This is a genomic window from Streptomyces sp. NPDC029138 (genome assembly GCF_055564375.1).
On record NZ_JBVHWM010000001.1, the window covers coordinates 152,801 to 167,137 of the forward strand.

General features: G+C 68.6%; 20 protein-coding genes and 1 pseudogene. 18 read left to right on the plus strand and 3 right to left on the minus strand.

The window, feature by feature from the left end:
• Positions 1 to 42: 42 nt before the first annotated feature.
• Positions 43 to 3,099, plus strand: a complete 3,057-nt coding sequence (locus tag ACZ4WH_RS00780) for a glycosyl hydrolase 115 family protein (protein ID WP_468174847.1) — start codon at positions 43 to 45, stop codon at positions 3,097 to 3,099.
• On the opposite strand, the pseudogene ACZ4WH_RS00785 reads toward ACZ4WH_RS00780, so the two are convergent.
• The 3 genes and pseudogenes from ACZ4WH_RS00785 to ACZ4WH_RS00795 all read right to left on the minus strand — a co-directional run bounded on the left by ACZ4WH_RS00785 (position 3,090) and on the right by ACZ4WH_RS00795 (position 5,293).
• Positions 3,090 to 3,681, minus strand: a pseudogene (locus tag ACZ4WH_RS00785) (Uma2 family endonuclease). The gene ACZ4WH_RS00780 and the pseudogene ACZ4WH_RS00785 overlap by 10 nt on opposite strands.
• 52 nt (positions 3,682 to 3,733) lie before the next feature.
• Positions 3,734 to 4,603 (minus strand): helix-turn-helix domain-containing protein, encoded by an 870-nt coding sequence (locus tag ACZ4WH_RS00790; RefSeq protein WP_468174849.1) that lies wholly within the window; start codon positions 4,601 to 4,603, stop codon positions 3,734 to 3,736.
• A gap of 141 nt (positions 4,604 to 4,744) precedes the next feature.
• Complete coding sequence (locus tag ACZ4WH_RS00795; protein WP_468174852.1) at positions 4,745 to 5,293, minus strand: ATP-binding protein; 549 nt, start codon at positions 5,291 to 5,293, stop codon at positions 4,745 to 4,747.
• 139 nt (positions 5,294 to 5,432) lie between these two features.
• On the opposite strand from ACZ4WH_RS00795, the gene ACZ4WH_RS00800 reads away from it, so the two are divergent.
• The 17 genes from ACZ4WH_RS00800 to rplE all read left to right on the plus strand — a co-directional run bounded on the left by ACZ4WH_RS00800 (position 5,433) and on the right by rplE (position 14,337).
• Positions 5,433 to 6,278 (plus strand): helix-turn-helix domain-containing protein, encoded by an 846-nt coding sequence (locus ACZ4WH_RS00800; protein WP_468174855.1) that lies wholly within the window; start codon positions 5,433 to 5,435, stop codon positions 6,276 to 6,278.
• Entirely contained in the window at positions 6,275 to 6,469 is a 195-nt protein-coding gene (locus ACZ4WH_RS00805) for a DUF397 domain-containing protein (RefSeq protein WP_468174858.1), read from the plus strand. Before ACZ4WH_RS00800 ends, ACZ4WH_RS00805 begins: the two co-directional genes overlap by 4 nt.
• Positions 6,470 to 6,501: 32 nt before the next feature.
• A complete protein-coding gene (locus ACZ4WH_RS00810) occupies positions 6,502 to 7,182 on the plus strand; it encodes a serine/arginine repetitive matrix protein 2 (RefSeq protein WP_468174861.1) in 681 nt (226 codons plus the stop codon).
• Positions 7,183 to 7,620: 438 nt separating this feature from the next.
• Positions 7,621 to 7,929: a 30S ribosomal protein S10 gene (gene rpsJ / locus ACZ4WH_RS00815; RefSeq protein WP_003948644.1), complete on the plus strand. Its 309-nt coding sequence runs from the start codon at positions 7,621 to 7,623 to the stop codon at positions 7,927 to 7,929.
• Positions 7,930 to 7,945: 16 nt separating this feature from the next.
• Positions 7,946 to 8,590: a 50S ribosomal protein L3 gene (gene rplC / locus ACZ4WH_RS00820; RefSeq protein WP_468174864.1), complete on the plus strand. Its 645-nt coding sequence runs from the start codon at positions 7,946 to 7,948 to the stop codon at positions 8,588 to 8,590.
• Positions 8,591 to 8,598: 8 nt separating this feature from the next.
• Positions 8,599 to 9,252 carry a 50S ribosomal protein L4 gene (gene rplD / locus ACZ4WH_RS00825; RefSeq protein ID WP_467905393.1) on the plus strand — a complete coding sequence of 218 codons (654 nt, stop codon included), beginning with the start codon at positions 8,599 to 8,601 and terminating at the stop codon, positions 9,250 to 9,252.
• Positions 9,252 to 9,671, plus strand: coding sequence for a 50S ribosomal protein L23 (rplW, locus tag ACZ4WH_RS00830; RefSeq protein ID WP_208876145.1), 420 nt, complete (start codon positions 9,252 to 9,254; stop codon positions 9,669 to 9,671). Before rplD ends, rplW begins: the two co-directional genes overlap by 1 nt.
• A 38-nt stretch (positions 9,672 to 9,709) precedes the next feature.
• Positions 9,710 to 10,546, plus strand: coding sequence for a 50S ribosomal protein L2 (gene rplB / locus ACZ4WH_RS00835; RefSeq protein ID WP_030601203.1), 837 nt, complete (start codon positions 9,710 to 9,712; stop codon positions 10,544 to 10,546).
• Positions 10,547 to 10,558: 12 nt separating this feature from the next.
• Positions 10,559 to 10,840 carry a 30S ribosomal protein S19 gene (rpsS, locus tag ACZ4WH_RS00840; RefSeq protein WP_030641188.1) on the plus strand — a complete coding sequence of 94 codons (282 nt, stop codon included), beginning with the start codon at positions 10,559 to 10,561 and terminating at the stop codon, positions 10,838 to 10,840.
• 43 nt (positions 10,841 to 10,883) lie between these two features.
• Entirely contained in the window at positions 10,884 to 11,231 is a 348-nt protein-coding gene (gene rplV / locus ACZ4WH_RS00845; protein ID WP_006130776.1) for a 50S ribosomal protein L22, read from the plus strand.
• Positions 11,231 to 12,052: a 30S ribosomal protein S3 gene (gene rpsC / locus ACZ4WH_RS00850; RefSeq protein WP_014674374.1), complete on the plus strand. Its 822-nt coding sequence runs from the start codon at positions 11,231 to 11,233 to the stop codon at positions 12,050 to 12,052. The genes rplV and rpsC overlap by 1 nt, the downstream gene beginning before the upstream one ends.
• A 5-nt stretch (positions 12,053 to 12,057) precedes the next feature.
• On the plus strand, positions 12,058 to 12,477 hold the full coding sequence (gene rplP, locus ACZ4WH_RS00855; protein ID WP_009190136.1) for a 50S ribosomal protein L16: 420 nt from the start codon (positions 12,058 to 12,060) through the stop codon (positions 12,475 to 12,477).
• Positions 12,477 to 12,701, plus strand: a complete 225-nt coding sequence (gene rpmC / locus ACZ4WH_RS00860; protein WP_003974259.1) for a 50S ribosomal protein L29 — start codon at positions 12,477 to 12,479, stop codon at positions 12,699 to 12,701. Before rplP ends, rpmC begins: the two co-directional genes overlap by 1 nt.
• Positions 12,701 to 12,985 (plus strand): 30S ribosomal protein S17, encoded by a 285-nt coding sequence (gene rpsQ / locus ACZ4WH_RS00865; RefSeq protein ID WP_014674375.1) that lies wholly within the window; start codon positions 12,701 to 12,703, stop codon positions 12,983 to 12,985. Before rpmC ends, rpsQ begins: the two co-directional genes overlap by 1 nt.
• A gap of 100 nt (positions 12,986 to 13,085) precedes the next feature.
• On the plus strand, positions 13,086 to 13,454 hold the full coding sequence (gene rplN, locus ACZ4WH_RS00870; protein ID WP_003998823.1) for a 50S ribosomal protein L14: 369 nt from the start codon (positions 13,086 to 13,088) through the stop codon (positions 13,452 to 13,454).
• A gap of 2 nt (positions 13,455 to 13,456) precedes the next feature.
• Complete coding sequence (gene rplX, locus ACZ4WH_RS00875; protein WP_030930498.1) at positions 13,457 to 13,780, plus strand: 50S ribosomal protein L24; 324 nt, start codon at positions 13,457 to 13,459, stop codon at positions 13,778 to 13,780.
• Entirely contained in the window at positions 13,780 to 14,337 is a 558-nt protein-coding gene (gene rplE / locus ACZ4WH_RS00880) for a 50S ribosomal protein L5 (protein ID WP_030345436.1), read from the plus strand. Before rplX ends, rplE begins: the two co-directional genes overlap by 1 nt.

A 14,337-nucleotide genomic window follows, 5' to 3' on the forward strand; every position in this document is an offset into this window, starting at 1 on the left:
CCGGTGAGCAAATGGGGGCTGGAGGGGCTGGAGGGGTGAGGTATGTCGTCTGCGCACGTCAGCCGTAGGACGGTGCTCGGCGGGACGGTCCTGGGCGCCGGGCTGGCCGCCATGCCCATGGGAGCGTCGGGAACCGCGTCCGCCGCCACCGGGGACGGGCTCCGGGTGACGGACCCGGGGTCGTACATCTCGTTCACAGGCGGGGTGTTCTCCCTGGTCGGCGCGCCCGTGGTGGTGAGTCCCGAGGACCATCCCGGGGTCGTACGGGTGGCGGGGGACCTCCGGGACGACCTCGCGCGCGTCACCGGCGTCCACTCGGGCACGACGATCGGCCGCTTCCCGGTCCTGCTCGGCACGATCGGCCGCAGCCCGCTGATCGACGGCCTGATCCGGTCCGGGAAGCTCGACGTCACGGGCGTGCGGGGCCGGTGGGAGACCTCGCTGGAGACGGTCGTGGAGCACCCGATGCCCGGTGTGGAGCGGGCGTTCGTCATCGCGGGCAGCGATCCACGGGGCACGATCTTCGGGGCGTACGACGTCTCGTACGGCCTCGGCGTCTCGCCCTGGCACTGGTGGGACGACGTACCGCCGGCCCGGCGCGACGCGGTGTGGGTGAAGGCCGGCCGCTTCACCCAGGGCACCCCGGCGGTCAAGTACCGGGGCATCTTCGTCAACGACGAGAACCCGGCCCTCGGCACCTGGGCGCCGGCGTACTTCGGCCCGGGCAAGGCGCCGGGCTACCCCGGCGGCTTCACCGCCGACCTCTACGCGAAGGTCTTCGAGGTCCTGCTGCGCCTGAAGGGCAACTACCTCTGGCCGGCGGTCTGGGGCCGGGCGTTCGCGGAAGACGACCCGGACAACCACCGGCGGGCGGCCGAGTACGGCATCGTCATGGGCACATCCCACGAGGCGCCGATGATGCGCGGCATCGAGGAGTGGAACCGGCACGCCGGCTCCGGGACAGACCCCTACGGGGGCACCGGCGAATGGTCGTACCGCCGCAACGCGGAGGCGATCCGCGCGTACTGGCGCGCCGGCATCCAGCGCATGGTCGACCAGGGCTTCGAGGGCGTCGTGACCCTCGGCATGCGCGGCAACGGCGACACCGGCCTGCCCGACGGCGACGGCATCGAACTCATGCAGCAGATCATCACCGACCAGCGCCGCATCATCGAGGAGGTGACCGGCAGGCCGGCGGCCGAGACGCCCCAGGTCTGGACCCTCTACAAGGAGGTCCAGCGCTACTGGGACCGGGGCCTGCGCGCCCCCGACGACGTCACCGTGGTCCTCACGGACGACAACTGGGGCAACATCCGCAAACACCCGGACAGCCCCCGCCCCGGCGGCTACGGCCTCTACTACCACTTCGACTACGTCGGCGCCGGCCGCAACTACAAGTGGGTCGACACCGCGAACCTCAGAAACGTCTGGGACCAGCTCCACCAGGCGCACGCCTACGGCAACCACGGCCTGTGGGTGGTCAACGTCGGCGATCTGAAGGGCAACGAGCTGCCGACGGAGTTCTTCCTCACCTACGCCTGGAATCCCGACGCCTGGCCGCTGGAGCGCCTCGGCGCATGGGAGGAGCGCTACGCCCGCCAGAACTTCGGGGAGGCACAGGCGAAGGAGATCGCCTCGCTGCTCGCGGCCTACGGCCGGCTCCAGGCCCGCCGCAAACCGGAGCTGCTGAACCGACGGATCACCCTCTCCGGCGACCAGGTCGTGTACGACGACCAGCAGAGCCCGTACTACTTCGCGCACCGGGAACTGGAACGGGTCACCGAACAGTGGCGCGCGCTGGGCCGCCGCGCGGAACGCGTCGAGCGCAGACTGCCGGGGCGGCTGCGGGACGCGTGGTTCGAACTGGCCGGTTACGCGGTCACGGCGACCGCGAACCTGTACGCGCTGCGGGCAGCGGAGTTCACGAACCTGCTGTACGCGGCACAGGGCCGGGCCGCGACGAACGACCGCGCGGCACAGGCGGAAGCCGCCCTCGGCCACGACTTCGCCCTCGCCGACCGCTTCAACTCCCGTGTCGCCGACGGCAAATGGCAGGGCTTCCAGACCCAGCCGCACATCGACTACGGGGACGTCGACCGCTACGGCCCCAACGCGGGCTGGCAGCAGCCGGAGAAGGACAACGTGGCGCTGCCGGATGTGCTGTTCCCCGCGGTGCGGCGCATCGAGGTGCCCTCGGGTGCGGAGCTGGGCGTGTCCGTGGACGGGGCCGAAGACGCGGGGGAGTGGTGGCCGGGAGGCTCCTCCTCGGCCGCGTCGCTGCCACCGTTCAGCCCGTACCAGACCCGCCCCCAGCAGTATGTGGAGATCTTCAACCGGGGCCGTACGCCCTTCCCGTACGAGGTCTCGGTCTCGGCGCCCTGGCTGCGGGTGGACCGCCCGCGCGGCCGGGTGGACCAGCAGGTCCGGCTGGAGGTGGAGGTGGACTGGTCCCGGGCACCGGCCGGGCGGGCGGAGGCGACCCTGACGGTCCACGGGGCCGGTGCGTCGGTCCCGGTCCGCTGCGTGGCGGAACGCCCGTCGGGCGTGCGGGTGCGGGGTTTCGTGGAGGCCGGCGGCTACGTGGCGATCGACGCCGAGCACTACGACCGGGCAGTCGGACAGTGGCGCCTGATCGACGGCATCGGACGGACCGGCGCGGGCATGACCCCGTGGCCGGTGACGTCCCCGAGCCGTACTCCGGGCGGCGACTCACCTCGCCTGGAGTACGAGGTGACGCTGCTGTCCGCCCCCGGCGAGGTGACGGTCTGGGCCCACCTGTCCCCCCGCAACCCGGCCCTGCCCTCCGCGTCCGGCCTTCGCTACGGCGTCTCCCTCGACGACGGCCCGATCCGGACCGTGGACATCACGGCGGGCGCGGACGACGGCGCGCTGAACACGGTGTGGGCCCGGCACACCTCGGACAACGTCAACGCGACGGCGACCACGCACACCGTGACGAAGCCGGGCGTCCACCGGCTGAAGTTCTGGATGGTGGACCCGACGGTGGTGGTGCAGCGCCTGCTGATCGACAGGGGCGGGCTGCCGGAGCTGTACCTGGGTCCGCTGGAGAGCCTGCGGGTGGGGGAGGGTCACCCGTAGAGCGGCAGACCCTCCGTCGAGATCGTCCAGTCGGCGATCGTCACGTCCTCGCCGTAGACGAAGTCCTTGCGTGTGGCGTGGCGGGGGCCGTCCGGGGTGGGGTGGATGTCTGTGAAGACGGCGCCGGTGCCGGTGCGGGGGTCGAAGACCGCGTAGACCGGGACACCCATCAGAGGGTAGTCGCGGACCTTGCCCACCCAGTCGTTGTCCGGGTTGGAGCGGGAGACGATCTCGATGGCGGCGATGAGAGTGCGGGGATCGAAGGAACCCGGGACGTCCATGTCCGCCATGGTGATCACCATGATGTCAGGTCGGCGCATGAGGCCCTGGGACTCAATCCTCGACATCCGGTTCGCCTGTGGGAGCCACGATCTCCTCCGGCATCACCCTTTCCAGGCGCCTCCGCAGGTGCACAGTGGTCAGCTCATGCGGACCGACGGGCGCCACCATGTCGTGGACGATCCCTTCCTGGGTGATCTCGAACTTGCCGGGCAGGGTGTCGTCCGCGGACTGGACGAAATCCCGCATGGCTCGGTAGCGGTGGAGAGCGCCCCGCCGCGCGTTGCCCGGTGCGATGGGCATGGCGCTCGCTCCTCGTCGTCTGTGCCCAGGGGCAAGGATCGTCGCTTTCATGCTAGGCGGCCTCCTGGAGGTCGGTCCGGCAGTCGCGGCAGCGGCCCGGTCGTGGCGCGCGGAAGGCTCGGTCGCAGTCGTCGCAGGTCTGGAGGGGGTGCCGGACGGCCGGGGGCGGCTCGGGCGCGCGGTACGGGGGCAGGGGCGGGAGCTTGGCCGCCAGGCGGTGGGCGAGGAGGGCGGCCGGACGGATCAGGGGTTCCGGCGGCAGGTCGCTGGTCAGAGCGTGGCGTACGGCGGTGGGGGTGAGGTCCCGCTCCAGCCAGGCCACGACACCGGGCGCGAGGTGCTCGGCGTCGGCGGCGGACAGGAGCAGGCGGGGGTCCGTGCGGCGGAGGCCGGCGAGGACGTCGGTCGCCGCCCGGAGGAGGGCGGGGGAGGTGTACGCGGGCTTCGGCACAGCGGGGAGGGCGCGGCGCCGGGCGGGCTTCTGCCGCGCTGCGGTGGCCGCGCGGCGCGTCTGCGGGGCCTCGGACGCCTCACGCCGGCGGCCCGGCTGGTTGCAGGAGACCGTGCGGGTGACGATCCGTCCGCCGGGGACGCGGGCGCGTTCGCGGCGCAGGTAGCCGTGGGCCTCCAGCTCGCGCAGGGCGGCGGCGATACGGGTCGCGCCCTCGGGGAAGCGGGCGGCGAGGGTCTTGATGTCGACGCGGGCGCCGGGCGGCAGCGACTGGATGTGGCAGGCCAGGCCGATCGCGAGCAGGGAGAGGTCCGGGTGCTGGGCGAGGTGGTTGCCGATCACCGTGAACCGGGTGGTGTGGCGGGTGTGCTCGTGGATGAGCCCACCGCTGTGATGGGCCCGGTTCGGGTGGTTGTCGGCGGCAATGGGGGACTGGGCGTGCGTGGGCACGCTAGGGTTTTCCGTGTCCATCGGGAAGTTGGAGCCTTCCTCGGTGGTCAGGCCCTCGCACTGGGATCGCTACTCCCGGCGAGGGCCGACTCATGTCTGCGGTGGTCTCGCGCCGAGCGTAAGGCAGGCAACCCGGCCGAAATCCAGCCGAGTTGGTCGTATTCACCCTCGTGGGTGAGTGTGCGCCGTGGGCGGGAGGGGTGGGGCTTGGTGGGGTTCTTTGATCTTGCTGTTCCTTGGGGAGAAGCCGCCCGTGGTACCGGAGCAAGGGGAGTCGGGTTCCGGTGCGGGGAGAGCGACCTCCGCCCAGACGGTCTTGCGCGGGTGCCGTCCCTGGGTGACGCCCCAGCGGTCGGCGAGAGCCGCCACGAGCACGAGGCCGCGACCTGACTCGCCCTCCTCGGCCGGGCGTGCGAGCCGGGGGAGTCGGTCACCGCGAGTGTCGGTGACCTCGATGCGGAGCGTGCCGCCGACGACGTAGAGCAGCAGCTGGAAGTCGCGGCCGGGGACGCGGCCGTGGGTGGCTGCGTTGGCGGCGAGTTCGGCGACGATCTGCGTCGGCGTCTCCAACGGCAGCCCCCACGTCCGAAGTTGCTGCTCGGCGAGCAGCCGGGCCAGGCGGGCTCCGCGTGGCGTGGGGGACAGGCGGACGCTGAAGTGAGGGATGTGCCCGTTGAGTTGGTTTTCAGGAGCAGCCGTTTCTTGATTCATGTCACTGAGCGTGGCGGATTCTGCTTCCGTGAAGGGAGTGACTGCGCCTGTACGTACGGTGACTGTCCCGGCTTTGTCTCGGCTGTCTCGGCTGTCTCGGGCGTTGTTACGGGTACGAGTGCGCGCCGGAGGAGGAGCGATGGGTGAGGGAGTGGACGAGGCCGGCTGGGACGTCGAGCCGGGCGACGAGATCGAGCCGGTGGTCCAGGCGGTGGGGCGCCTGCTCAAGGTCTGCCGGGAGGCGGCCGGGGTCTCGGCGCCCGAGCTGGGCGAGGCCATGGGGTACGGCGAGGACATGATCCGCAAGATCGAGCGAGGGGCACGAATTCCCCGGCCGGAGTTGCTGGACAGGGCGGACACGTTCCTGAAGGCGCAGGGGCATCTGAGGGCCTTCACGGAGGACATGAAGAAGGCCCGCTATCCCAAGAAGGTGCGGGAGCTGGCGGAGATGGAGGGGCGGGCGGTGGAGATGTCGCTGTACAGCAACCACAACATCCATGGTCTGTTGCAGACGGAGGAGTACGCGCGAGCGCTGCTTCGCACCTGGCGTCCGGCCTACTCACCGGACCTGCTGGAGCGCATGGTGGCCGGGCGCATGGCCCGGAAGGCCGTCTTCGAGCGCTCGCCCGCACCAGAGTTCAGCTTCGTCCAGGAGGAGGTGACGCTACGGCGCCCGGTCGGGGACACAATGGTGTTGCGCCGGCAGCTCGAACACATGCTGGAGGTGGCCCGGTTGCCTTTCGTGGAGCTTCAAGTGATGCCGACCGCCCGCGCGAACCACCCTGGAACGGGGGGCCGGATCCAAGTGCTGAAGTTCGCGGACGGAACGGGGATGGGCCGTACGGACGGTGACTTCTCGGGCCGCCCGGTCTCGAACCCGAGGCAGCTCCGTGTCCTCGACCTGCGCTATGGCATCATCCGGGCTCAGGCGCTGACGCCAGAGGAGTCTCTGGTCTTCATCGAGCAAACGCTGGGAGAACTATGAGCACCCCGGAACTCCACTGGTTCAAGAGCAGCTACAGCGACAGCAGCAACGGCAACGACTGCCTCGAAGTCGCCCCCACCCCCACCACCATCCACATCCGCGACTCCAAGAATCCCGAAGGCCCCCGCCTCGCCTTCCCGGCCACCGCCTGGGCGGACTTCCTGAGCTACGCGACCGGCATCCGTCCCTGACAGGGGCCGGTGACTGCGTACGATGCACCCCTATGGCGATACAGAACCCGTACCCGTGGGGGCCGCCCTATGGCGGCCCGCCGCCCCCGCCGCCGAACATCCCGGCGAAGGACTTGCGGCCTCGGCGTATCTGGTACCTGGTGGCCGCGTTGCTGGGCATCGTCCTGGTCGGTGTCGGTACCGCCTTCTTCGTGTCGACGGTCAAGGACACGGTGCACTCGATCGACACGGCCCGGAGCTTCTCCAGCGGTGAGGCGCGGACGTTCGGTTTCGTGCGCGGAGAGACCAAGGCGATCTACGTGTCCCAGTCCGGCCAGGGTCACGTCGAGTGCCGGATTCCGGAGATGAGGTCCGGCTCCATGACCCAGCCGGACAGCACGTTCCGCATCACGCTGGGGTCCCGCACCTGGGAGCGCGTCTTCGAGGTGGAGCCCGGTGGCAGTGGCGAGTACTCGATCATCTGCACATCGCAACTGCCGGCCGAGTTCGCGCTGGGGGACAAGCCCCGAGTGGGGGCCACGATCGGCGGCATCGCCGCAGGGATCGGTTGCTTCCTCGCCGCTTTCACCGTATCCGTGACCATCATCGTCATCACTGCCGTCCGGCGCAGCCGCCATCGCCGCCGGCATGCCGCCGCGTGGGTCCCGCCCCAGCCGTGGGGCCCACCGCCCTCCGGCCCCGCTCCGGGGCCTTCGGCCGGCTCGGTCTCCTAGCCGCGCGTGCAGCCTTCCGGTTTGACCTACGTCACCTTGGGGGTAATCTCTTCGGCTCGATTGGCGGAGCACCTGCCCCATATGGCAGACTGTCCGAGTTGCTCGGTCGAGTGTTGATGCTGCGCGCCTCCCGCCGGGAGGACCGGAAGCGAGTCCCACAGTACTCGTCGCCCTAACTGCCTTCGGGCAGCACTGGGGCGGACGTACGGGAATCTTCCGGGAAGCGTGGGCGCGGCACCGGCCAGGCGCCCGGTGGGCCCGAGGTCCCCGGTCCGCGGTTCCGGAAGGGCCGTGTCAATCCCGCAGGGATGTTCGAACAAGGGACATCTGTGTCAGCGGGAGCGCGACACGCCCGACCGCGTGGGTCGGAGAACGAGGGTGACATGCAGGAAACACCGGGTTCCAGAGCGTGAGAAGAGACAGGACTACTGAGTAGCCATGGCGGGACAGAAGATCCGCATCCGGCTCAAGGCCTACGACCACGAGGTCATCGACTCTTCGGCGAAGAAGATCGTCGAGACGGTGACCCGTACCGGTGCGTCGGTCGCGGGCCCGGTGCCGCTGCCCACTGAGAAGAACGTGTACTGCGTCATCAAGTCGCCGCACAAGTACAAGGACTCGCGCGAGCACTTCGAGATGCGCACGCACAAGCGCCTGATCGACATCCTCGACCCGACCCCCAAGACCGTTGACTCTCTGATGCGACTCGACCTGCCGGCCGGTGTCGACATCGAGATCAAGCTCTGAGGCCGGTGATCTGAGAATGGCTAAGCAGATCAAGGGCATCCTGGGCGAGAAGCTCGGTATGACGCAGGTGTGGGACGAGAACAACCGCGTTGTTCCCGTCACCGTCGTCAAGGCCGGGCCCAACGTCGTCACCCAGGTCCGTACGAATGACACTGACGGCTACGAGTCGGTCCAGATCGCCTTCGGCGAGATCGACCCGCGCAAGGTGAACAAGCCCCTCAAGGGCCACTTCGCCAAGGCCGACGTCACCCCGCGTCGTCACCTCGTCGAGATCCGCACCGCGGACGCCTCCGAGTACACGCTCGGCCAGGAGATCACCGCTGAGGTGTTCGAGGCCGGTACCAAGGTCGACGTCACCGGCAAGAGCAAGGGCAAGGGCTTCGCCGGTGTCATGAAGCGCCACAACTTCCGTGGCCTCGGCGCCGGACACGGCACCCAGCGCAAGCACCGCTCCCCCGGTTCCATCGGTGGCTGCGCCACCCCGGGCCGTGTGTTCAAGGGCCTCCGCATGGCGGGTCGTATGGGCAACGAGCGGGTCACCACCCAGAACCTGACCGTCCACGCCGTTGACGCGGAGAAGGGTCTGCTGCTCATCAAGGGCGCGGTTCCCGGTCCGAACGGCGGCCTCGTCCTGGTCCGCACCGCGGCCAAGGGGGCCTGAGGTAACCGATGAGCACTGTTGACATCCTTTCGCCGGCGGGCGAGAAGGCCGGTTCCGTCGAGCTCCCCGCGGAGATCTTCGACGCCAAGGTCAGCGTTCCGCTGATCCACCAGGTCGTCGTCGCGCAGCTGGCTGCCGCCCGTCAGGGCACGCACAAGACCAAGACCCGCGGTGAAGTCCGTGGTGGTGGCAAGAAGCCTTACCGCCAGAAGGGCACCGGTCGCGCCCGTCAGGGTTCGACCCGCGCGCCGCAGTTCGCCGGTGGTGGCGTCGTGCACGGTCCCGTGCCGCGCGACTACTCGCAGCGGACCCCGAAGAAGATGAAGGCCGCCGCCCTGCGCGGTGCCCTCACCGACCGGGCGCGTCACAACCGCATCCACGTCGTCTCCGGCGTGGTCGAGGGCGAGACCCCCAGCACCAAGGCCGCCAAGTCGCTGTTCGGCAAGATCTCGGAGCGCAAGAACCTGCTCCTGGTCGTCGACCGCGCCGACGAGGCCGCGTGGCTGTCCGCCCGCAACCTGCCCCAGGTCCACATCCTGGAGCCGGGCCAGCTGAACACGTACGACGTTCTCGTCTCGGACGACGTGGTCTTCACCCAGGCCGCTTTCGAGTCCTTCGTCGCCGGCCCGAAGGCCAACGACATTGAAGGGAGCGAGGTCTGATGGCCATCCGTCACCCCGCTATCGCCTCGAAGGCCGCCAAGGCCGCCAAGGCCGCGCGCGTCGCCAAGGCGCGTCGCCACGCCACCGAGGGCAAGAACACCGTCGAGACTCCGCTGAGCAAGTCGTACACGGACCCCCGTGACGTCCTGCTGAAGCCGGTCGTCTCCGAGAAGAGCTACGCGCTCCTCGACGAGAACAAGTACACGTTCGTCGTCGACCCGCGTGCCAACAAGACCCAGATCAAGGAGGCCGTCCAGGCGGTCTTCGACGTCAAGGTCACCGGGGTCAACACGATCAACCGCCAGGGCAAGCGCAAGCGGACCCGCACCGGCTTCGGCCAGCGCGCGGCCACGAAGCGCGCGATCGTGACCCTCGCCGAGGGCGACCGTATCGACATCTTCGGCGGTCCGACCGCGTAAGCGGGTCGGATCGTCCGATATCGGACGAGGACTGAGAAATGGGAATCCGCAAGTACAAGCCGACTACGCCGGGCCGTCGTGGCGCCAGCGTTGCCGACTTCGTCGAGGTCACGCGGTCCACGCCGGAGAAGTCGCTGGTCCGTCCCCTGCACAGCAAGGGCGGCCGTAACAACGCCGGTCGTGTGACCGTTCGCCACCAGGGTGGCGGACACAAGCGCGCCTACCGTGTGATCGACTTCCGTCGTCACGACAAGGACGGCGTGCCGGCGAAGGTCGCGCACATCGAGTACGACCCCAACCGCACCGCGCGCATCGCGCTGCTGCACTACGCCGACGGCGAGAAGCGCTACATCCTCGCCCCGCGCAACCTCCAGCAGGGCGACACCGTGGAGAACGGTCCCGGGGCCGACATCAAGCCGGGCAACAACCTGGCCCTCCGCAACATCCCGGTCGGTACCACGATCCACGCGATCGAGCTCCGTCCCGGTGGCGGTGCCAAGTTCGCCCGTTCCGCCGGTGCCTCCGTGCAGCTGCTCGCGAAGGAGGGCGCCTACGCCCACCTGCGCATGCCGTCCGGTGAGATCCGCCTGGTCGACGTGCGCTGCCGCGCCACCGTCGGCGAGGTCGGCAACGCCGAGCAGAGCAACATCAACTGGGGCAAGGCAGGCCGCAAGCGGTGGCTGGGCGTTCGCCCGACCGTCCGTGGTGTGGTCATGAACCCGGTTGACCACCCGCACGGTGGTGGTGAGGGCCGGACCTCCGGTGGTCGCCACCCTGTGTCCCCGTGGGGCAAGAAGGAAGGCCGTACTCGTTCGCCCAAGAAGGCGTCGAACAAGTACATCGTCCGCCGCCGCAAGACGAACAAGAAGCGCTAAGGACGGGTTGAGATGCCTCGTAGCTTGAAGAAGGGGCCCTTCGTCGACGACCACCTGATGAAGAAGGTGGACACGCAGAACGAAGCCGGCACCAAGAACGTCATCAAGACCTGGTCCCGTCGCTCGATGATCGTCCCGGCCATGCTCGGCCACACGATCGCGGTGCACAACGGCAAGACCCACATCCCGGTGTTCGTCACCGAGTCGATGGTCGGCCACAAGCTCGGCGAGTTCTCGCCGACGCGCACCTTCCGGGGCCACGTCAAGGAAGACCGGAAGTCGAAGCGCCGCTAGTAGCGGATCGCATTCAGACACGTAAGTAACTGAAGGGACAACCATGGAAGCCAGGGCCCAGGCGCGGTACATCCGCGTCACGCCCATGAAGGCCCGCCGCGTGGTGGACCTCATCCGTGGCATGGACGCCACGGAGGCCCAGGCCGTCCTGCGATTCGCTCCGCAGGCCGCCTCCGTGCCGGTCGGCAAGGTGCTCGACAGCGCCATCGCCAACGCCGCGCACAACTACGACCACACCGATGTCGACAGCCTCTTCATTTCCGAGGCCTACGTCGACGAGGGCCCGACCCTGAAGCGGTTCCGTCCGCGCGCCCAGGGCCGTGCCTACCGGATCCGCAAGCGGACCAGCCACATCACCGTGGTCGTCAGCAGCAAGGAAGGAACCCGGTAATGGGCCAGAAGGTAAACCCGCATGGGTTCCGGCTCGGTGTCACGACCGACTTCAAGTCGCGTTGGTACGCCGACAAGCTGTACAAGGACTACGTCAAGGAAGACGTCGCCATCCGTCGGATGATGACGTCCGGCATGGAGCGCGCCGGCATCTCCAAGGTCGAGATCGAGCGCACCCGTGACCGCGTCCGCGTGGACATCCACACCGCTCGCCCGGGCATCGTCATCGGCCGCCGCGGCGCCGAGGCCGACCGCATCCGCGGTGACCTGGAGAAGCTGACCGGCAAGCAGGTCCAGCTGAACATCCTCGAGGTCAAGAACCCGGAGACGGACGCTCAGCTGGTGGCCCAGGCCGTCGCCGAGCAGCTGTCCTCCCGCGTCTCCTTCCGTCGGGCCATGCGCAAGAGCATGCAGTCCGCCATGAAGGCCGGCGCCAAGGGCATCAAGATCCAGTGCGGTGGCCGCCTCGGCGGCGCCGAGATGTCCCGCTCGGAGTTCTACCGCGAGGGCCGCGTGCCCCTGCACACGCTCCGCGCGAACGTGGACTACGGCTTCTTCGAGGCCAAGACGACCTTCGGCCGCATCGGTGTGAAGGTCTGGATCTACAAGGGCGACGTCAAGAACATCGCCGAGGTCCGCGCCGAGAACGCTGCCGCCCGTGCGGGTAACCGCCCGGCCCGCGGTGGCGCCGACCGCCCGGCCCGTGGTGGCCGCGGTGGCGAGCGGCGCGGTCGCAAGCCGCAGCAGGCTGCCGGCGCCGAGGCCCCCAAGGCCGAGGCTCCCGCCGCCGCTCCGGCTGAGAGCACCGGAACGGAGGCCTGACCGTCATGCTGATCCCCCGTAGGGTCAAGCACCGCAAGCAGCACCACCCGAAGCGCAACGGTATGTCCAAGGGTGGGACGCAGGTTGCGTTCGGCGAGTACGGCATCCAGGCGCTGACCCCGGCCTACGTGACGAACCGCCAGATCGAGGCGGCTCGTATCGCGATGACCCGTCACATCAAGCGTGGCGGCAAGGTCTGGATCAACATCTACCCGGACCGTCCCCTCACCAAGAAGCCGGCCGAGACCCGCATGGGTTCCGGTAAGGGTTCTCCGGAGTGGTGGATCGCCAACGTCAAGCCCGGACGTGTGATGTTCGAGCTGTCGTACCCCAACGAGAAGATCGCCCGTGAGGCGCTGACGCGTGCGGCCCACAAGCTGCCGATGAAGTGCCGGATCGTCAAGCGCGAGGCAGGTGAAGCGTGATGTCGGCCGGTACCAAGGCGTCCGAGCTGCGCGAGCTGGGCAACGAGGAGCTTCTGGCGAAGCTCCGCGAGGCCAAGGAAGAGCTGTTCAACCTCCGCTTCCAGGCGGCGACGGGTCAGCTCGAGAACCACGGTCGGCTGAAGGCCGTCCGTAAGGACATCGCGCGGATCTACACCCTGATGCGTGAGCGCGAGCTGGGCATCGAGACGGTGGAGAGCGCCTGATGAGCGAGAGCAACGTGACTGAGAACACCGAGGCACGCGGATTCCGCAAGACCCGTGAGGGTCTGGTCGTCAGCGACAAGATGGACAAGACCGTCGTCGTCGCCGTCGAGGACCGTGTGAAGCACGCGCTGTACGGCAAGGTCATCCGCCGTACGAACAAGCTCAAGGCCCACGACGAGCAGAACGCTGCGGGCGTCGGCGACCGCGTCCTCCTCATGGAGACCCGGCCGCTGTCCGCGACGAAGCGCTGGCGCGTCGTCGAGATCCTCGAGAAGGCCAAGTAATTCTCCTGCGGGGCGCCCCTCGCAGGACAGTTCCGCCAGGCTCCGGGGGCCGCTCGTGTGAGCGGCCCCCGGGGAACCGGCAGACATTCAGGAGATAGACGTGATCCAGCAGGAGTCGCGACTGCGTGTCGCCGACAACACTGGTGCGAAGGAGATCCTTTGCATCCGTGTGCTCGGTGGCTCCGGTCGCCGCTACGCGGGCATCGGTGACGTCATCGTCGCCACCGTCAAGGACGCGATCCCCGGTGGCAACGTGAAGAAGGGTGACGTCGTCAAGGCGGTCATCGTTCGCACCGTCAAGGAGCGCCGCCGTCCGGACGGCTCGTACATCCGCTTCGACGAGAACGCCGCCGTCATTCTGAAGAACGACGGCGACCCTCGCGGCACCCGCATCTTCGGCCCGGTCGGCCGTGAGCTGCGCGAGAAGAAGTTCATGAAGATCATCTCGCTCGCGCCGGAGGTGCTGTAAGTATGAAGATCAAGAAGGGCGACCTGGTCCAGGTCATCACCGGCAAGGACAAGGGCAAGCAGGGCAAGGTCATTGCCGCTTACCCGCGCGAGGAGCGTGTCCTGGTCGAGGGTGTCAACCGGGTCAAGAAGCACACCAAGGCCGGTCCGACCGCCAGCGGTTCCCAGGCCGGCGGCATCGTGACCACCGAGGCGCCGATCCACGTCTCCAACGTCCAGCTGGTCGTGGAGAAGGACGGCAACAAGGTCGTCACGCGTGTCGGCTACCGCTTCGACGACGAGGGCAACAAGATCCGCGTTGCCAAGCGGACGGGTGAGGACATCTGATGGCGACCACCACCACTCCGCGTCTGAAGCAGAAGTACCGCGAGGAGATCGCGGGCAAGCTGCGTGACGAGTTCAAGTACGAGAACGTCATGCAGGTCCCGGGCCTCGTCAAGATCGTGGTCAACATGGGTGTGGGCGACGCCGCCCGCGACTCCAAGCTGATCGAGGGCGCCATCCGCGACCTCACCACGATCACCGGTCAGAAGCCGGCCGTCACCAAGGCCCGCAAGTCCATCGCGCAGTTCAAGCTGCGTGAGGGTCAGCCGATCGGTGCCCACGTCACGCTCCGTGGCGACCGCATGTGGGAGTTCCTGGACCGCACCCTGTCGCTCGCGCTGCCGCGCATCCGCGACTTCCGCGGCCTGTCCCCCAAGCAGTTCGACGGCCGTGGCAACTACACCTTCGGTCTCACGGAGCAGGTCATGTTCCACGAGATCGACCAGGACAAGATCGACCGCGTCCGGGGTATGGACATCACCGTGGTGACCACGGCGACCAACGACGAAGAGGGCCGTGCCCTTCTCCGTCACCTCGGCTTCCCGTTCAAGGAGGCGTGA